Source organism: Legionella rubrilucens, assembly GCF_001468125.1.
GTDB lineage: Bacteria > Pseudomonadota > Gammaproteobacteria > Legionellales > Legionellaceae > Legionella_C > Legionella_C rubrilucens.
The window spans coordinates 40,533-55,847 of record NZ_LNYT01000005.1 but is presented as its reverse complement, the minus strand read 5'-3'; the positions used below and the strand labels follow the sequence as shown (position 1 = coordinate 55,847).

Genomic DNA, 15,315 nt, shown 5'->3' with positions numbered 1-15,315 from the left:
GGATTAGTGGTGAGTGGATGTAGCGTCTTTCATGAAAAAGGCAAAAATTGCCACTAACAGTAACGAAATGGGCAGCACAGAAAGCGCAACCTGATAATCCACTACCGTGTAGACGTGCTCGCCATTGACTAAATGGCTGTCGCCAAACGTATCCAGCAATTTACCCACCAACGGCTGAAAAATCACACCGCCTAAAGTCACAATCATGTTCACTGCAGCGAAAACGGTTCCTGACAACTTGGCGCCGCTGTTTTCTTTACCCATGATAAACACGATAATTTCGGTGGCACTGAACACCCCATAAAGAAACAACAAGACATTGAGCCAGAAATAGGACAATCCCGGATAATAAAGCACCAGACTGATGCATCCCAATCCCAGAACCGCTCCCATCACCAGGAACAACACGCGGCGGCCTGTTAAGTCGGAGAAGTAGCCAGCTAAAGGCGCACCAACGGCCCAGCCAAGGAACATGGCGGAAATCGAATGCGCCGCTTCAATTTTGCTTAAGTGATGTGCCTGTTCCAGGTAAGTTTTGCCCCATAATTCACCAAAAACTGAAAGGGAGGTATAGAGGCAGGCCCCTACAAAACCAACAAGCCAGACTTGCGGCGACAACAGCACAAAACGGACATTCTGCCAGAATTCAGGCATGGGAATCTGACTGGCGGGTTTTCCTTCAGGGCCATCGCGGACGATTAGGAAAATAATCAACGTCAGTACACCGCCAATAGTGACCATCAGGTTCAACACATGCAACCAGCCCATGGTCCCGGCAATGTCCGTGATTTTTACTTCACCATAGACTAAACCCAGCATACCCAGTGTGGTGATTAATCCTGCAACGAGAGAAAAATAACGTCGAGGCAGCCATTGCAGGGCGAGAGACAAAACGCCGACAAACGCAAAGGAAGAACCAAAGCCCACTAAAAATCGACCGCTTCCGGCAATGATCATGGATGAGGTGATGGTAAACATCCAGGAGCCCAAGGTACAGCACAGGCAGGCAAACGTCAGCAGGCGTCTCGGGCCGAAGCGATCCATCAACATTCCTACCGGCAACTGCATGGGTGAGTAGGCAAAATAATAAAAGGCGGATAATTCACCAAAGGTTGTGGCTGAAATATGCCCAAAAGCAGCGCTCAGTTCGCTCTGCAAGGCCCCCGGAAGAATGCGTAAGACGAATTCATAGCAGTAGAAGAAGGCTCCTACTGCACAAATCAGGCTACCCAGGATAGCCTGTTTTTTACTGATTGACTTAATGGTTAGCGTCTGCATGAGTTTCATCTAAAAAGAAAGTTAATATGGCGGCAAGCACAATCCCTAAAGGAATAATGGATAATGCAAATTGATAATCGCTGGCCGTATAAAGTTGCGCCAGTTTATCCGTGGAGAGAGCATCCAAACCGGCAGCGTGCGTATGGACTGACAAACTGAAATCCAGTAAGCGGCCAACCAGGGGCTGCAGGAACATGGCGCCCAGCATGACAATCATGTTAGTCATGGCAATGGCCGTTCCCGTCGCCTCATTGGGACTTAACTCACGGCCTACGGCAAATACGATGCATTGCGCGCTGTAAAGCAGGCCTAACACAAACATCAGTACGTCAATGCCAATCTCTGTCAGTCCTGGCATGTAAAGAACCATCATCATAACAATGGCCGCTCCCACCGCACCGATAACCATCGGTAATTTACGCCGTTTCAATTTATCCGAGAGCAATCCGAATAACGGTGCGCCAATCGTAAAACCAAGGAAAAGCAGGGAATTCGCCAAATCAGCGGCTTCCAGTGATAACCCATGTGCATTTTTTAAATAAGGAATGCCCCAGAGTTCAGCAAACACCGTAGCCGGCAGGTAAACCAGGCAGCCATACATGCCATTGATCCAGATTTGCTTGTTGCGGGCGATGATGCCTAAATCGGTCATGCTTTGACGGAAATTTTCCACCGTACCGCTTTGACGCTGGTTGCGATGCCTGTCACGGATACCGTACCAAAGGACAAAAATTAAACCAATGCCAAAAATGGCGGTGTAGTTTACTGTTTCACGCCAACCGAGTTTGATAACCATGTATCCCAATAAATTATCGCCAAGCATGGCACCAATGGTGCCTAGCGCGGAGGCCATACCAGACACCATTGCCAGCTTGTCTTCCGGTAACCAGATGGTGGCCAGTTTCAATACGCCGACAAAAGCGAAAGCGGATCCAAAACCCACAAGAAAACGGCCAATTGCCGCTACCCAGAACAGTTGTGTACCGCAGAAAATAAACGTACCGATGACACAAACCATGCAGGCCAGCGTCAGCAACAGGCGGGGACCGTAGCGATCCAACAGAACGCCCACGGGAATTTGCAAAGGAACGTAAGCGTAATAATAAAAGGCGGATAACAACCCGAATCCGGTTGCAGACAGATTAAAATGTTCCCTTAATGCAGGTTCCATCACACTGGGGGATATTCTTAATAAATACTCATAGCTGTAATACAGAGCACCAAGACCACAAATTAACCAGGCCATGACCATGTATTTTTTTTCATTCATAGTACGCAAAACTGACTCCTTAACTTACTCACTGGTTAAGCACAAGAATGGATAAATGCTTCAATAATTCGGTGCGCGCTCAATCCGACTGACGCCGCTTGCTATTGCAGCTTTGGCCACCGCCTGGGCTACTTTGTTTTTCAAACGGGGATCAATCGGCTTGGGGATGATGTAGTGAGGTCCAAAATCCCAGTTTTCCACACCGGGATAATTGTCCTTAACGACTTGAGGTACTGGTTCGAGAACCAATTGACGGATGGCTTCAACAGCAGCAATCTGCATTGACTGATTGATGCACGTAGCACGTACATCCAGCGCCCCCCTGAAGATGTATGGAAAGCACAAGACATTGTTCACCTGATTGGGATAGTCACTGCGTCCTGTGGCGATAATTAAATCATCACGGTAACGGTGAGCTATCTCCGGTCTGATTTCCGGATCAGGATTAGACAGAGCAAAAATGACGGGATCAGGCGCCATTAATTTTAATAAATCCGCATTTAATAAATCGGGTTTGGCCACACCGATAAACACATCCGCGTCCACAAGCGCATCCGCCAGGGTGCGGCGATCGGTTTTACGTGCGAAAGCAAATTTATACGAATTAAGATCTTCCCGGCCCGTGTGAATGACGCCTTTGCTGTCCAGCAATAGCATGTTTTCCTTGTCAGCACCCAAAGCAACCAGCAAGCGCATGGACGCAATACCAGCGGCACCGGCACCAATGCAGACAATACGGACGTCAGACAGTTTTTTCTTTTTCAAATCCAGCGCGTTAAGCAAACCGGCGGCAACCACGATGGCTGTACCGTGTTGATCGTCATGAAAGACAGGGATATCCAGTTGTTCAATCAGGGCCTGTTCTATCTCAAAGCATTCCGGTGCTTTAATGTCTTCAAGATTAATGCCGCCAAAGGTTGGGGCAATGCGTTTGGCCGTTGAAATAAAGGCTTGGGGATTATCCGCATCGATTTCGATGTCAAAAACATCGATGTCAGCAAACCGTTTAAAAAGAACGGCCTTTCCTTCCATGACCGGCTTGCTCGCCAGGGGTCCGACATTCCCAAGCCCAAGGACCGCCGTTCCATTGGTCATCACGGCGACTAAGTTTCCTTTGCCGGTGTATCGAAAAGCATCGTTGGGGTTGTCAGCAATGACAAGCACGGGTTCAGCAACACCCGGAGTATAAGCTAAGGATAAATCATCCTGGGAATTCGTAGGCTTGGTTACATTGACGGCGAGTTTCCCTGCTTTAGGAAACTCATGGTAATGCAGGGCGCGTTGCTTTAACTCATCTTTATCCAAGGTGCTCACTCTCTTCTCACAAAATCCAGCGAAAAATCATATAGAAAAAAAATTAACATGAATAGTCATTTTGCAAAAAAAAGGCGCATAGTTACTGCGCCTGGAATTTTTTATCAATATTATCATGCCATTATAGCATTGCTAAACAGCGAAATTAATCTTTCTTTTTATAACGATCACGGAATTTCTGAACACGTCCGCCTGTATCAACCAGCTTTTGCTTACCGGTATAAAAAGGATGGCATTCAGCACAAACCTCGATAGCCAGATCCTGCGCTAACGTTGAACCGGTTTCAAAAGTATGGCCGCAACTGCAGCTGACTTTAATTGTCTTGTATTCTGGATGTATTGAAGCTTGCATAATACCACTCTCACTGTTTGTAAAATGAATATCGCCACCTGGTCACCTGCCGGGCACCATACTCTTTTGTAAATGACGGGCAAGGTTACCAGAAATGGCCTTTTAAATCAATTTTTTTGATCAGGCAACAAGCGTCCTTCTTCAAAGAAAGTGACCTGACCGGTTTTAATGTCGTGAATACCGGCAACAATGCCGACTTGTCCCTTATCAATTAATTCTTTAATGATAGGACTTCGCTGGACAATTTGCTGAACAACCCGTAATGCATTGTTTTTAGCAATGGCATTAATTAAGGTTGGATCCGTGCAGCTATCCAATTGGGTTTCCTTCTTGGTCGGGGCAACCAGCGGACTTATTTTATCCAAAACGCTGTCCAAATGACCTAAATGAACGTCTTTGCAGGCACCCACCACCGCGCCGCAGGAGGTATGGCCCAGAACGACAATCAGACGAGAGCCCACAGCCTTGGTGGCGAATTCCATGCTGCCTAAAATATCATCGTTAAGCACATTACCAGCCACACGCAAAATAAACAAATCAGCCAGTCCCTGATCAAAAAACAACTCAGGTACACTGCGTGAATCCATGCAGTTCAGCACCACAGCCCAGGGATATTGCCCGTAAGAAGCCATTTTGGCCTGGGCCAGGTAATCACGCTTTTGCAGATTGCCGCTTAAGAAACGCTGATTCCCCTCTTTCAATCGCAACAAGGCTTGCCGTGGGGTAATACGCAGCAGCTTTGATGCTGTGGTGACCTTGGCAATGGGCAGTGAATCATCCACGGGCGCAACGGGAGCGGCTGTTTCATTGGCTGCGAAAGCAGACGTTGACAGCAGCATGGCCAGACTAATTCCTTTTATTATTCTCATTTCTTTTCCTTATGAATCTGAATCAGATGTCAAGTTCAACCATCACCGGCGCGTGATCAGAAGGTCGTTCATGTTTACGCGGCTCTTTATCAATGGTAGAGCGAAGACAGCAGGCGGTCAATTCATGACTTAAAAGTAAGTGATCAATACGTAACCCGCGATTGCGTCGAAACCCGGCCGCGCGGTAATCCCACCAGCTGAACAGTTTTTCTTCCTGTTCAAATAAACGGAAGCTGTCGGTCAAACCGAGGTTAATCATGTCAAAAAAGGCTTGCCGCTCCAGCGGACTGACTAACACAGAACCCACCCATTCGGCCGGATCATGCACATCCCTGTCTTCAGGGGCGATATTGAAATCGCCCACCACCGCCAGTTTGGGATGCAGGGCCAATTGTTCTTCAATGTAGCCTTTTACGCGGGTTAACCAGGATAATTTATAATGGTATTTTTCGGAATTCACCATCGAACCATTGGGTATATACAGATTGATAAGGCGTATCCCTGCGACAGTCACCGCCAAAATACGCCGCTGCGGATCATCGAGTCCGGGAATATCCCGGGCAATCTCAGTCATGGGATAACGACTGATGACAGCCACCCCATTGTAGCTTTTCTGACCGGAATACACGACCTCAAAGCCGCGCTCGGTAAAGCACTGGACCGGAAATTGTTCATCAATGAGCTTGGTTTCCTGTAGGGCTAAAACATCCGTTTGCGTGGCATCAAGCCAGGCTAATACCTGATCCAGACGAATTTTTAAGGAATTGACATTCCAACTGGCTAACTTTAGCACCAATCCCCCTTGTAATCGATAATCAAAGGCGCATGATCCGACCAGCGGCCTTCACGGTGAATGTACACGGTATCCACGCTCTCGGTTAAACCCGGGGTAATGACCTGGTAATCGATTCTCCACCCGACATTTTTTTCCCAGGCACGGCTGCGATAAGACCACCAGGTGTACTGTTCTTCTTCCTGATTGCGGACACGGAACGCATCGACAAAGCCCATCGCACCAAACAATTGGTCCATCCATGCCCGCTCGTCCGGCAAAAAACCGGAATTTTTCTGGTTGCTGCGCCAGTTTTTCAAGTCAATTTTTTTATGGGCAATGTTGTAATCGCCGCAAATAATTAACTCCCTACCCTCTTCCTTGAGACGAAGCAGGTGCTCGGCAAAGCGTTTGAGAAAATCGTATTTTACCTCCTGACGTCCATCGCCACTGGTTCCGGAGGGCAGGTACAGGGAAATGACGCTCAATTTGGGGTAATCAAATTGAATGTAACGCCCTTCTTTGTCGCAATAATCAAATCCCAACCCCTTAATGACACGCTCGGGTCTGTGTTTGGAAAAAATGGCAACGCCGCTGTATCCTTTTTTTTCAGCATCATAGAAATCACAATAATAATCGCGGGGGTAGTACAGCTCCTCAGGCAGCAATTGACAGACCTGGGATTTTGTTTCCTGGAGGCAGACGAAATCCGCATCTTGTGTCAGCAACCACTCATAGAAACCATTTCTGGCTGCGGCGCGAATACCATTGGCATTAAAACTGATAACTTTCACTGCATATCCAATTACTAAAAAAAACTGACCTTACTGAGACTGAGTGATAATTGCAAGACGTATTGTTCTTATCGGACTAATTCCTTATTAGTGTAACACAAGCTCAGGATGGACTTATCCCCTCACTTTCAGCGCAAGGCTTGCCAGCCGTTTGCCCAAACGTTTTGCCAGCACCCTTTCATCCTCGCTGATGGGCCTGTCATTGGCCACGCCGGAAACATGCGTCACCCCGTACGGCGTCCCTCCGGATTGGGTGGTGTTCAATTGAGGCTCAGTATACGGGAGTCCCAGAATAATCATACCCTGATGCAGCAGAGGAATCATCATGCTGGTCAGGGTCGTTTCCTGGCCGCCATGCATGGACGCGGAGGACGAAAACACACAGGCGGGTTTATCCACCAGATCGCCAGCCAGCCACAGGGGGGTTGTCTGATCCAGAAAATATTTCAGTGGCGCGGCCATATTGCCAAAGCGTGTCGGACTGCCTAAGGCCAGGCCGCTGCACTCTTTTAGATCATCCAGAGTCGCATACGGTGCGCCTTTGTCGGGTATAGGACTATCCACTGCCTCGCAGGTGGTGGATACCGGAGGAACCGTGCGGATGCGGGCCTCCATGCCTTCAACGCATTCAATGCCTCGGGCAATGTATTGCGCCAACTGCGCTGTCGCGCCGCTGCGTGAATAATAAAGCACTAAGACATAAGGCCTGGCCATCATTCCACTCCCTTTTTAAATCGATTTACAGGTGAATATTGGATCTGTCTTTTTTTTCCAGAGCATGATGGGGTCGTTTAAAAAACCACAGCATCAGGGCGCTCACGCTTAAACCGCCAAATGCCAGCATCATGGGCAACTGAGCCCCCACCTGCGCTATTAATCCGGTGAACAGGGAGGTTAAACCAAAGCAGAGGGCCATAATCGACCCCGTCACGCCCATCACCCAACCCTGTTCGTTGTCCGTGACCTGGTTAGAAAAAATGGTCAATAATACAGAATAGGCGACGGACAGGCTGATGCCGATAAAAAAGGTCGCGGCCCAGGCCACCCATTGCTGCTGGCTGAACAGAACAAACAGCACATTCACCGCAGTAATTAATAAACCGACCACCACCGTTTTATCATAATTAAAACGCAGGGTACACCAATCCACAATGTAGCCACAGCCAATACTGAAGCCTAAGCCCATGACTGCCAGGAAAAACGAATTTTGCATGGCGCTGTAGTGATAAGTCTGCAGCAGGTAAAGCGGAATAAAGGAGAAATAATTACTCCAGCCAAAAATCATCACCAGCAGCACCAGCGAGTAACGATTAATGGCCGGGTGTTTAAACGCCGAGATAAAAATATGAATGGCGTGATGCCAGCGGATGCGGATTTTATCATGTGCACGCGTAAACGTTTCTTTAAAAGTGAATTGCAGCAGAATCGCATTCAACAGCGAAATCAACGAAGCAAAATAAAGCGGTGTGGCAAAATTAAACCAGCTGACGATGCGTGTATCGGATAAAATTCCGCCAAACACAGGCCCAAAAACAAAGCCTAAGGAAACCGACAGCAAAATTAAGCCAATGTTGCGGGCCTTGTGCTCCTCCGAGCTGACATCGACAATGGCCGCCTGGGCAATGGGCTGGCTGCCGGCCGTGAAGCCAGCAATAATACGCCCGGCAAGCAAAGCCCAGTAATTTTGAAAAACCACTGCAATGGCTGACAAAAGATAACCGAGAAAAGCCCCAATCAGGCAAATCATCAACGATTTCTTACGACCGACACTGTCTGATAAATCACCAAGGATGGCTGCACCAAAAAACCAGCAAATCATAAATATGCCAATGGTTAAACCATAATAGAAATCGCGCATGGCCTCGCTGGTACCTGAAGGTAAAAAACCAGCGGCGGGGTCAATCAAAATGGAATTAAGAATAGGAAATAATAATCCCAACCCCATCCCGTCAATAAAAAGCACCAGAAAAAGGGGCAACATGGAAACTAATGTTTTTTCCTGATTCATTACTGCCTGAACTCCATTATTGTGATACAGACCACCTGCCAGCGCTACTGGCGCGGGAGCCTGAAATTCAGTCCCTGACGGACCGGTTGCTTCGTACTGCGGTAAGGATTAATGTCCAAACCACCCCGCCGTGTGTAACGGCCATACACGGTCAGCTCATCAGGCTGACACTGCCGCATGATATCAATGAAAATCCGTTCGATGCATTGCTCATGGAACTCATTGTGGTTGCGAAAAGAAACCAGGTATTGCAACAGCCCTTCACGGTTTATTTTTTTCCCTTTGTAGCTAATCTGCACGCTCCCCCAATCAGGCTGGTTAGTGACCAGGCAATTGGACTTTAACAAATCGGAATAAAGGGTTTCTTCAACCCATTCGCCTGTCGCCGTCAAAAAGGAAGGTTCGACCGTGTAGGTTGAGCACTCCACGTCGAGATGATCAATGCAATCACCATTAAAATGCTCATAAAGAGGTAAAATCATACCGGAACCCAGCGGATGCACAGCGACTCTCACTTCCCCCTGAACACGTTGTTCAAGATCGTTTTTGATGGTGTTAACTACCTCAGCGAGGGATTTAAACCGGGTATTGTTGAACGAATTAAAATAAAGTTTCAGTGACTTGGATTCAACCAACATCGGCGTGCGGCAATCATAATCGATTTCTGCCATAGCAACAATGGGTTTTCCCTTTTCATTCAACCAGGACACCTCGTAATGATTCCAGCAATCGAAACCATAAAACGGCAATTGCTCAGGATGAATTCCAATTTCCTGGCGTTTGCCCGCACGCGGGATTGGATAAAGCCTTAGTGGATTATAAGACGCGTCGTAGTCTGATTTTCTGCCTAACTCGGACGCATCCGCCGCATGGTTATATTGCTCCTTCACAGGGTTCATACTGCTTAACTCCAGAATTGAAAACGCATTGTAATGGATCACCTCCGGTCAAGGTCAATATCGGATCATTAGAATGGTTTAGGTCCGTCGGCTCGATCTTCTTTTTTTGTAAGCCGTGGCGAAGTTGAGAATAACAAATCACTGTACAGATCTTTTGCGCTGTACTTCCTTTCAGGAGCAATGCCCGCCTGCGCCGCGGTTTTCCGGGCGCGAATGGTGCGGGCATCATCATCCATGGACGAGTAAATAAACGGTTTTGATGCGTCTTTAAGAAAAATGGGATCCTGGCTTGAGCCATTATTGTATCGAAAATAATCTGGATTTTTTTTAATAAAGGCACCCACATCCATATCCAGCGCGACATTATCACAGTAATTATTCATAATGAGCCGTTGTTTTTCAGGCTCAAGGCTTGAAAAGCCGGGTACATTCTGAAAATACGTTTTTGTTCCCTTTGCATAAACGAAATACATGAAGCTTGACAGGCAGGGGAAACGGTACGGGCTCAACAGGAGGTACTGGGTTATAAACTCAGAGGCAGTAAAAGCAAACGCCTGATGAGGAACGACACAAAACCGGCGCAACTTCTCTGGCAAACGCTCACGCATCAGATCAAAAAGACACGTGGCAAATTCTCCTTTTTTTACACCCTTAAGCGGCCAGGCGTCTGCTTTCAATAGGTCAAGCTCAGTGATTTCGCCAACGTCGGACTCGTTGGGAATGTCCAAATGCTTTCCCTCAAGCAATTTTGAAATTAAATATTCCTGCAGGGCATGGCCAAAAGGACCGTGCAAACGGCTGACCGTATGAGGAAATTCGGGCGGCTCTATAAAAATCTGGCCTCTTGACAAGATGGCGCTTGAGGACGCATCGGACACAATACCAAAAAAGCGTACCCAGCCATCGCTCTCAAGAAAACGCTTCCGGCCCGGAACTCTGGAATGAAAATTAATGCCATTTTTTTGCAGTTGTTCCAACAGCGGAGTGGTTAAAATCGTTTCGGGGTAATCAACGTCTAAAATTTCCTGTGAAATGACGGGATAATAAAGGTACTCTTCCAGTTCACGTTCACCATGGGTATAGGTAAAGCGCTTAGTCTGATAGTACGCAGGGCATAATTTCCTTTCCAGGAGTTGTTCCGTGCTGATAGAGCAAGCCTTGAAATTGTCAGCACACTCCTTTTCAAGCTTATCCAGCAGGGAATCAATCAAGACCTTGTCACTGATCAAAAGGGTATAAATCTGAGCCTTGACATAAAGAATGGCTTCAAACCGTTTTTGGGATAGCTCGTCTGGCTTTTGCACACTGCTCAGCAAGTCCTCAAAAACCGACTGCGCGCAATCCAGTTTTTCCGCCCGCATCAGGAAGGTGTCCGCTTTTAAGCGACGGTACCGTTTTTTAAGCTCATCCGAAGGGATCAAAGGGAAAATTTTTTCTAGCATGGTAATCAAGTCATTCATTGTGAACCGCATATTATACCATAAATGTGTAATTTTTTTACACACTGGCAATGAATTTGATCTCAGTGCCGTTATAAATCGAATTGGCCGTGCTTTTTGCCCCCGTTTTGTGTAAACTGGCCTGCGCTTTTTAACCCCTACCTTGTGTGCACCATGTCCAAACCTTTGATTAATATTACTCGCAGGCAAGCACTCTGGTTTGCTGCCTTTCTGGTTCTCTACCAATTCTTAACCTACATCGCCAACGACATGATCATGCCCGGCATGATTCACGTGGTGTCTTCGTTTCATGCGCCGGAATCAGCCATTGCCACCTCATTGACGGCCTATATTCTTGGCGGAGCCAGCCTGCAACTGTTTCTCGGCCCTGTTTCCGACAGCTATGGGCGACGTTCAGTGATGCTGATTGGCGTTGTGATTTTTACCGTGTTTACTTTTTTTATCGCCCATTCAGGCAGTATCGGACAATTTTTGCTGGCCCGCTATTTTGAAGGCTTAGGACTTTGCTTTACCACGGTGATTGGTTACGCGACCCTGCAGGAAATTTTTGCGGAAATGGATGCTATCCGCATTACCTCGGTACTGACCAATATCGCCTCGCTAGCCCCCTTGCTAGGCCCTCTTGCAGGCGCAACGTTTATTCTCTATTTCAGTTGGCGGGCCATTTTCATTTTAATCGGCGCGCTGGCTCTTATTTCACTCTGGGGCATGTGGCGGTTTATGCCGGAACCCATTGGTGCGGTGAAAAACGACGGGCAACCCATTCCCCGCATTCCTTTCACCCCGAAAACGGTGTTTAAAAATTATGGCAGGCTGTTGACTAACCCAACCTTCATGATGGGGGCCTTTGCTTCCGGATTGTTGGGCATTCCCTGCATTGCCTGGATTGCCATTTCACCGATTATTATCGTCACTGACGCGCATTTGACCGTTATTCATTATGCGTTGTGGCAGTTGCCCATTTTCACCGCCGGCCTGTTCGGTAACTGGTACCTGCGCAAACTGACCAAACAACGCACTGTCAAGCAAATGATTCTACGCGGCTCAGCCATTACGGTGGCCGGCATGTTTCTGACCTGGCTGCTGCCGATGATGATTAACCCGCATTTCATCTACCTGATGCCGGGATTAACGCTGTATGGATTCGGTATTGGGGTCGCCTGCGCGCCGCTCAGCCGCTTCATTCTCTTCTCCACACCGGTCAGTAAAGGCACGGCCTATGCGGTGATCAGCATGATGAGCATGTGTGAGCAAGCCATTGGCGTGGAGGCAGCCAGTGCGGTTTATGCCAAACACAACAATAGCCATTTTGGCCTGTATTGTGCGATAGTAGGGGTTATCTACCTCGTTGGTCTGGCTTGGACCTTCTCGCTTGCCCGTAAACACGTGGCCATTGGGGAGTTGGACGCCAAGCCGGCTTGATACCAGGAATGGTTCATCCATGGATTGGCTAAAAAACACAATCAGGCAACTCATTTCCTTCACCCGCTTCGTCATTATTAATTTTATTAATGACGATTGCACCTACCGCGCCTCGGCGTTGGCCTTTACCAGCCTTCTGGCCGTTGTCCCACTGATGACCGTGGGACTGGCCATTTTTTCATCTTTTCCAGTGTTTCAGGGTCTGGTTCAACCCACGCAGGATTTTATTTTTCAGAATTTTGTCCCGGCCACCGGTAAAATGATTCAAAATTACCTGCAGTTGTTTACTGCCCAGGTTTCACGTTTACCGACCTGGGGTATCGTGTTTCTTATCATCTCGGCGTTATTGGTCATGTTCACCATTGAACGGGCCATGAATAAAATCTGGCATGTCACCACCCCGCGTCATGGCGCAACCGCCTTTTTGCTTTACTGGGCTATTTTATCCTTAGCCCCAATCTTCCTGGGCTTAAGTCTTGCGGCAAGTTCCTACCTTATCTCCGTACCCTTTATCCGTGATAATTCCGCCCCCTCCCTGTTGCTTAACTCAGCCCCCTACCTGTTGTCGCTCATTGGCTTTACGTTTCTTTACGTGGTGGTTCCTAATCATCCGGTTAAATTAAGTCATGGATTAATTGGCGGGATCGTGGCGACCATTCTTTTCGAGTCAGCCAAACTGGCCTTTGCCTATTACCTGACGCAATACAATACTTACCAGCTGCTTTATGGCGCCTTTGCTACCGTGCCTATTTTTTTCATCTGGGTTTACTGGGTCTGGTTTATTACCCTGCTCGGGGCTGAGATCTGTTACGCGCTGTCCGTCACGTATCGCCGGCGGGAAGGCGAACCCCTGCAAGGATTTATTCACGTGTTGCTGTGGCTTCAACAATTGTGGTTCGCTCAACAACAGGGACAGGGGCTGTGTTTACAGCAATTGATTGAAAGCAGCGCACAACCCTATGCGGTGGATGCCGATGAAATCATTGAACGACTGACCGGTGCTCATCTAATCCATTGCACCGCCGATGATCAATACATGCTCAGCAGGGACATCAGCAAACTGTCGGTGTATGCGCTGTCGCAACTGATTCCCTACCGTCTGCCCGCAGCAAAGGACGTACAAAGCCTGTCCAAATCCTGGCAGGCGGTGTTCAATCAAGCCAATGAGGCGCTTAAAGACAGCTTATCGCTTAACCTTGAGCAGCTTTTTAGTCTTAAGGAGTGATTAACGCGCACGGTGCAATGCCTCGGTGTACGTGGCCAGGTTATTTTGCTCGCCAATGCGTTGAATAATGCCCGCTTTTTTCAATTTACTGTAAACCCGGGGATTGGCACCGGCGAGAATAACCCGTACTCCACGATGGTGCAGTTCGATAATCGCTTCCTCCAACGTCCTGAGCGCCGTGATGTCAACAAAAGGAACCCAGCCCAATCGAATAATCAAGACGCGGGGATCCGTGTGGGTATTGGCCAGAGCCAATTGAAAATTTTCTACAGCTGCAAAAAAGAATGGTCCTTCCACCGCATACACCAGCACGTCATCAGGCAAATGAGCCAGGCCGTTCTCCTCGCAGTCATTCCGCAGTTGCTCATGAGGGATTTGCTCCACTTCGACGCTCGCCGCCATGCGCCTTAAAAAATGCAGGACCGCCAGAATAACACCAATATTGACCGCTACAACCAGATCGACAAATACCGTCAGAGAAAAAGTAACCAGCAGAATAACCACATCCGCACGCGGCGCTTTACGAAGAATGGTTATAAAATGCCTGGCCTCGCTCATATTCCAGGCCACCATGAATAAAATAGCCGCTAATACCGCCAAGGGAATATGAACAGCCAGCGGTGCTAAGAAAATAAGGACCAACACCAGGGTAATGACATGAATAATACCGGCTAAAGGGCTGTTGGCGCCGTTACGTATATTGGTGGCTGTGCGGGCAATTGCGCCAGTTGCTGCAAATCCGCCGAACAGGGGCGCTGCAATATTGGCCAACCCCTGACCAACCAATTCCTGATTGGAGTCATGACGTGTTCCAGCCATGCCATCGGCCACCACCGCGGAGAGCAGGGATTCGATGGCTCCGAGCATGGCAATGGCAAAGGCTGGACCTATCAATTCCAATACCCGATCCAGGCTGATTTCAGGCCAGTGAAAAGCGGGCAAGCCTCGTGGGATGCCGCCAAATTGCGAGCCGATGGTCGCCACCCCTTTAAAATGAAAAATCGCCTGCAGCAGGGTAATCGCCAGCAACGCGACCAGCGGCCCTGGAACCCGCTTTAAACCCGGCAATTGATAGGAGAACATCACCAGTACGAGGGCAAAAACAGCAAGGCCCGTGGTAGCCCAGTGCATTTGCGGCAAGACTTGCAGCAAATGCCACAGTTTTTCGTGGAAATGAGCGCCATTCACCGTCGGTAAGCCAAAGAAATCTTTCCATTGTCCCACCCAGATCACCACGGCAATCCCTGAGGTAAAACCGACGATCACCGGATCGGGAATGAATTTAATGACCGTACCCAAGCGGCCAAGTCCCATGAGTAACAACATACAACCGGCCATCATGGTCGCAATTTGCAGGCCATCAATGCCGTATTTGGCAGTAATGCCTACTAAAATGGCAATGAACGCTCCGGTGGGACCGGCAATTTGCACGCGACTGCCGCCGAAAAGGGAAACAATTAAACCCGCAACAATGGCCGTGTAAATACCCTGCTCAGGCTTCGTGCCGGAAGCAATGGCAAAGGCCATGGACAAAGGCAGGGCGACCACACCGACAATTATTCCTGCGATAACATTGGACAACCAATGTTTCTTATTTAACAATCCGGCATTGAAAGATTCAATGATGGCAATCATAATGCACCATAGTCGCT

At 48.3% G+C, this 15,315-nt stretch carries 14 protein-coding genes; 2 read left to right on the top strand and 12 right to left on the bottom strand.

Translation table 11 applies throughout. From position 1 onward, the window contains the following. Positions 1 to 3 precede the first annotated feature (3 nt). From Lrub_RS02095 to Lrub_RS02045, 11 genes are all read right to left on the bottom strand, one after another. Entirely contained in the window at positions 4 to 1,278 is a 1,275-nt protein-coding gene (locus tag Lrub_RS02095; protein ID WP_058530548.1) for an MFS transporter, read from the bottom strand. Next, positions 1,259 to 2,548 (bottom strand): MFS transporter, encoded by a 1,290-nt coding sequence (locus Lrub_RS02090; protein ID WP_156413024.1) that lies wholly within the window; start codon positions 2,546 to 2,548, stop codon positions 1,259 to 1,261. Before Lrub_RS02090 ends, Lrub_RS02095 begins: the two co-directional genes overlap by 20 nt. A 60-nt stretch (positions 2,549 to 2,608) precedes the next feature. After that, entirely contained in the window at positions 2,609 to 3,853 is a 1,245-nt protein-coding gene (locus Lrub_RS02085; RefSeq protein ID WP_058530568.1) for a malic enzyme-like NAD(P)-binding protein, read from the bottom strand. Between the two features lie 154 nt (positions 3,854 to 4,007). Further along, positions 4,008 to 4,214: a 50S ribosomal protein L31 gene (rpmE, locus tag Lrub_RS02080; RefSeq protein ID WP_058530546.1), complete on the bottom strand. Its 207-nt coding sequence runs from the start codon at positions 4,212 to 4,214 to the stop codon at positions 4,008 to 4,010. Positions 4,215 to 4,321: 107 nt separating this feature from the next. After that, entirely contained in the window at positions 4,322 to 5,083 is a 762-nt protein-coding gene (locus tag Lrub_RS02075; RefSeq protein ID WP_237760731.1) for a carbonic anhydrase, read from the bottom strand. 22 nt (positions 5,084 to 5,105) lie between these two features. Then, positions 5,106 to 5,876, bottom strand: a complete 771-nt coding sequence (gene xth / locus Lrub_RS02070; RefSeq protein WP_058530545.1) for an exodeoxyribonuclease III — start codon at positions 5,874 to 5,876, stop codon at positions 5,106 to 5,108. Continuing rightward, positions 5,870 to 6,649 carry an exodeoxyribonuclease III gene (locus Lrub_RS02065; RefSeq protein WP_058530544.1) on the bottom strand — a complete coding sequence of 260 codons (780 nt, stop codon included), beginning with the start codon at positions 6,647 to 6,649 and terminating at the stop codon, positions 5,870 to 5,872. The genes xth and Lrub_RS02065 overlap by 7 nt, the downstream gene beginning before the upstream one ends. A gap of 114 nt (positions 6,650 to 6,763) precedes the next feature. Next, positions 6,764 to 7,363, bottom strand: a complete 600-nt coding sequence (wrbA, locus tag Lrub_RS02060; RefSeq protein WP_058530566.1) for an NAD(P)H:quinone oxidoreductase — start codon at positions 7,361 to 7,363, stop codon at positions 6,764 to 6,766. Between the two features lie 25 nt (positions 7,364 to 7,388). After that, positions 7,389 to 8,657: an MFS transporter gene (locus tag Lrub_RS02055; protein WP_058530543.1), complete on the bottom strand. Its 1,269-nt coding sequence runs from the start codon at positions 8,655 to 8,657 to the stop codon at positions 7,389 to 7,391. 44 nt (positions 8,658 to 8,701) lie between these two features. Beyond that, positions 8,702 to 9,556: an NADPH-dependent 7-cyano-7-deazaguanine reductase QueF gene (gene queF, locus Lrub_RS02050; RefSeq protein ID WP_058530565.1), complete on the bottom strand. Its 855-nt coding sequence runs from the start codon at positions 9,554 to 9,556 to the stop codon at positions 8,702 to 8,704. Positions 9,557 to 9,624: 68 nt separating this feature from the next. Further along, positions 9,625 to 10,998 (bottom strand): hypothetical protein, encoded by a 1,374-nt coding sequence (locus Lrub_RS02045; protein WP_133134166.1) that lies wholly within the window; start codon positions 10,996 to 10,998, stop codon positions 9,625 to 9,627. Between the two features lie 171 nt (positions 10,999 to 11,169). On the opposite strand from Lrub_RS02045, the gene Lrub_RS02040 reads away from it, so the two are divergent. Both Lrub_RS02040 and Lrub_RS02035 read left to right on the top strand, forming a co-directional pair. Then, entirely contained in the window at positions 11,170 to 12,438 is a 1,269-nt protein-coding gene (locus tag Lrub_RS02040) for an MdfA family multidrug efflux MFS transporter (protein ID WP_058530541.1), read from the top strand. A 19-nt stretch (positions 12,439 to 12,457) separates the two neighbouring features. Then, complete coding sequence (locus Lrub_RS02035) at positions 12,458 to 13,663, top strand: YihY family inner membrane protein (RefSeq protein ID WP_058530540.1); 1,206 nt, start codon at positions 12,458 to 12,460, stop codon at positions 13,661 to 13,663. Here Lrub_RS02035 and Lrub_RS02030 read toward each other — a convergent pair whose 3' ends face one another. Then, positions 13,664 to 15,298, bottom strand: coding sequence for a SulP family inorganic anion transporter (locus tag Lrub_RS02030; protein WP_058530539.1), 1,635 nt, complete (start codon positions 15,296 to 15,298; stop codon positions 13,664 to 13,666). Positions 15,299 to 15,315: the final 17 nt, after the last annotated feature.

Bases quoted from the DNA above. Each gene is read 5' to 3' on its own strand.
- Lrub_RS02055 (WP_058530543.1), bottom strand. From the start codon at position 8,657: ATGAATCAGGAAAAAACATTAGTTTCCATGTTGCCCCTTTTTCTGGTG.
- Lrub_RS02040 (WP_058530541.1), top strand. From the start codon at position 11,170: ATGTCCAAACCTTTGATTAATATTACTCGCAGGCAAGCACTCTGGTTT.
- Lrub_RS02045 (WP_133134166.1), bottom strand. From the start codon at position 10,998: ATGCTAGAAAAAATTTTCCCTTTGATCCCTTCGGATGAGCTTAAAAAA.
- wrbA (WP_058530566.1), bottom strand. From the start codon at position 7,363: ATGGCCAGGCCTTATGTCTTAGTGCTTTATTATTCACGCAGCGGCGCG.
- Lrub_RS02075 (WP_237760731.1), bottom strand. From the start codon at position 5,083: ATGAGAATAATAAAAGGAATTAGTCTGGCCATGCTGCTGTCAACGTCT.
- Lrub_RS02090 (WP_156413024.1), bottom strand. From the start codon at position 2,548: ATGAATGAAAAAAAATACATGGTCATGGCCTGGTTAATTTGTGGTCTT.
- Lrub_RS02030 (WP_058530539.1), bottom strand. From the start codon at position 15,298: ATGATTGCCATCATTGAATCTTTCAATGCCGGATTGTTAAATAAGAAA.
- Lrub_RS02095 (WP_058530548.1), bottom strand. From the start codon at position 1,278: ATGCAGACGCTAACCATTAAGTCAATCAGTAAAAAACAGGCTATCCTG.
- rpmE (WP_058530546.1), bottom strand. From the start codon at position 4,214: ATGCAAGCTTCAATACATCCAGAATACAAGACAATTAAAGTCAGCTGC.
- queF (WP_058530565.1), bottom strand. From the start codon at position 9,556: ATGAACCCTGTGAAGGAGCAATATAACCATGCGGCGGATGCGTCCGAG.
- Lrub_RS02035 (WP_058530540.1), top strand. From the start codon at position 12,458: ATGGATTGGCTAAAAAACACAATCAGGCAACTCATTTCCTTCACCCGC.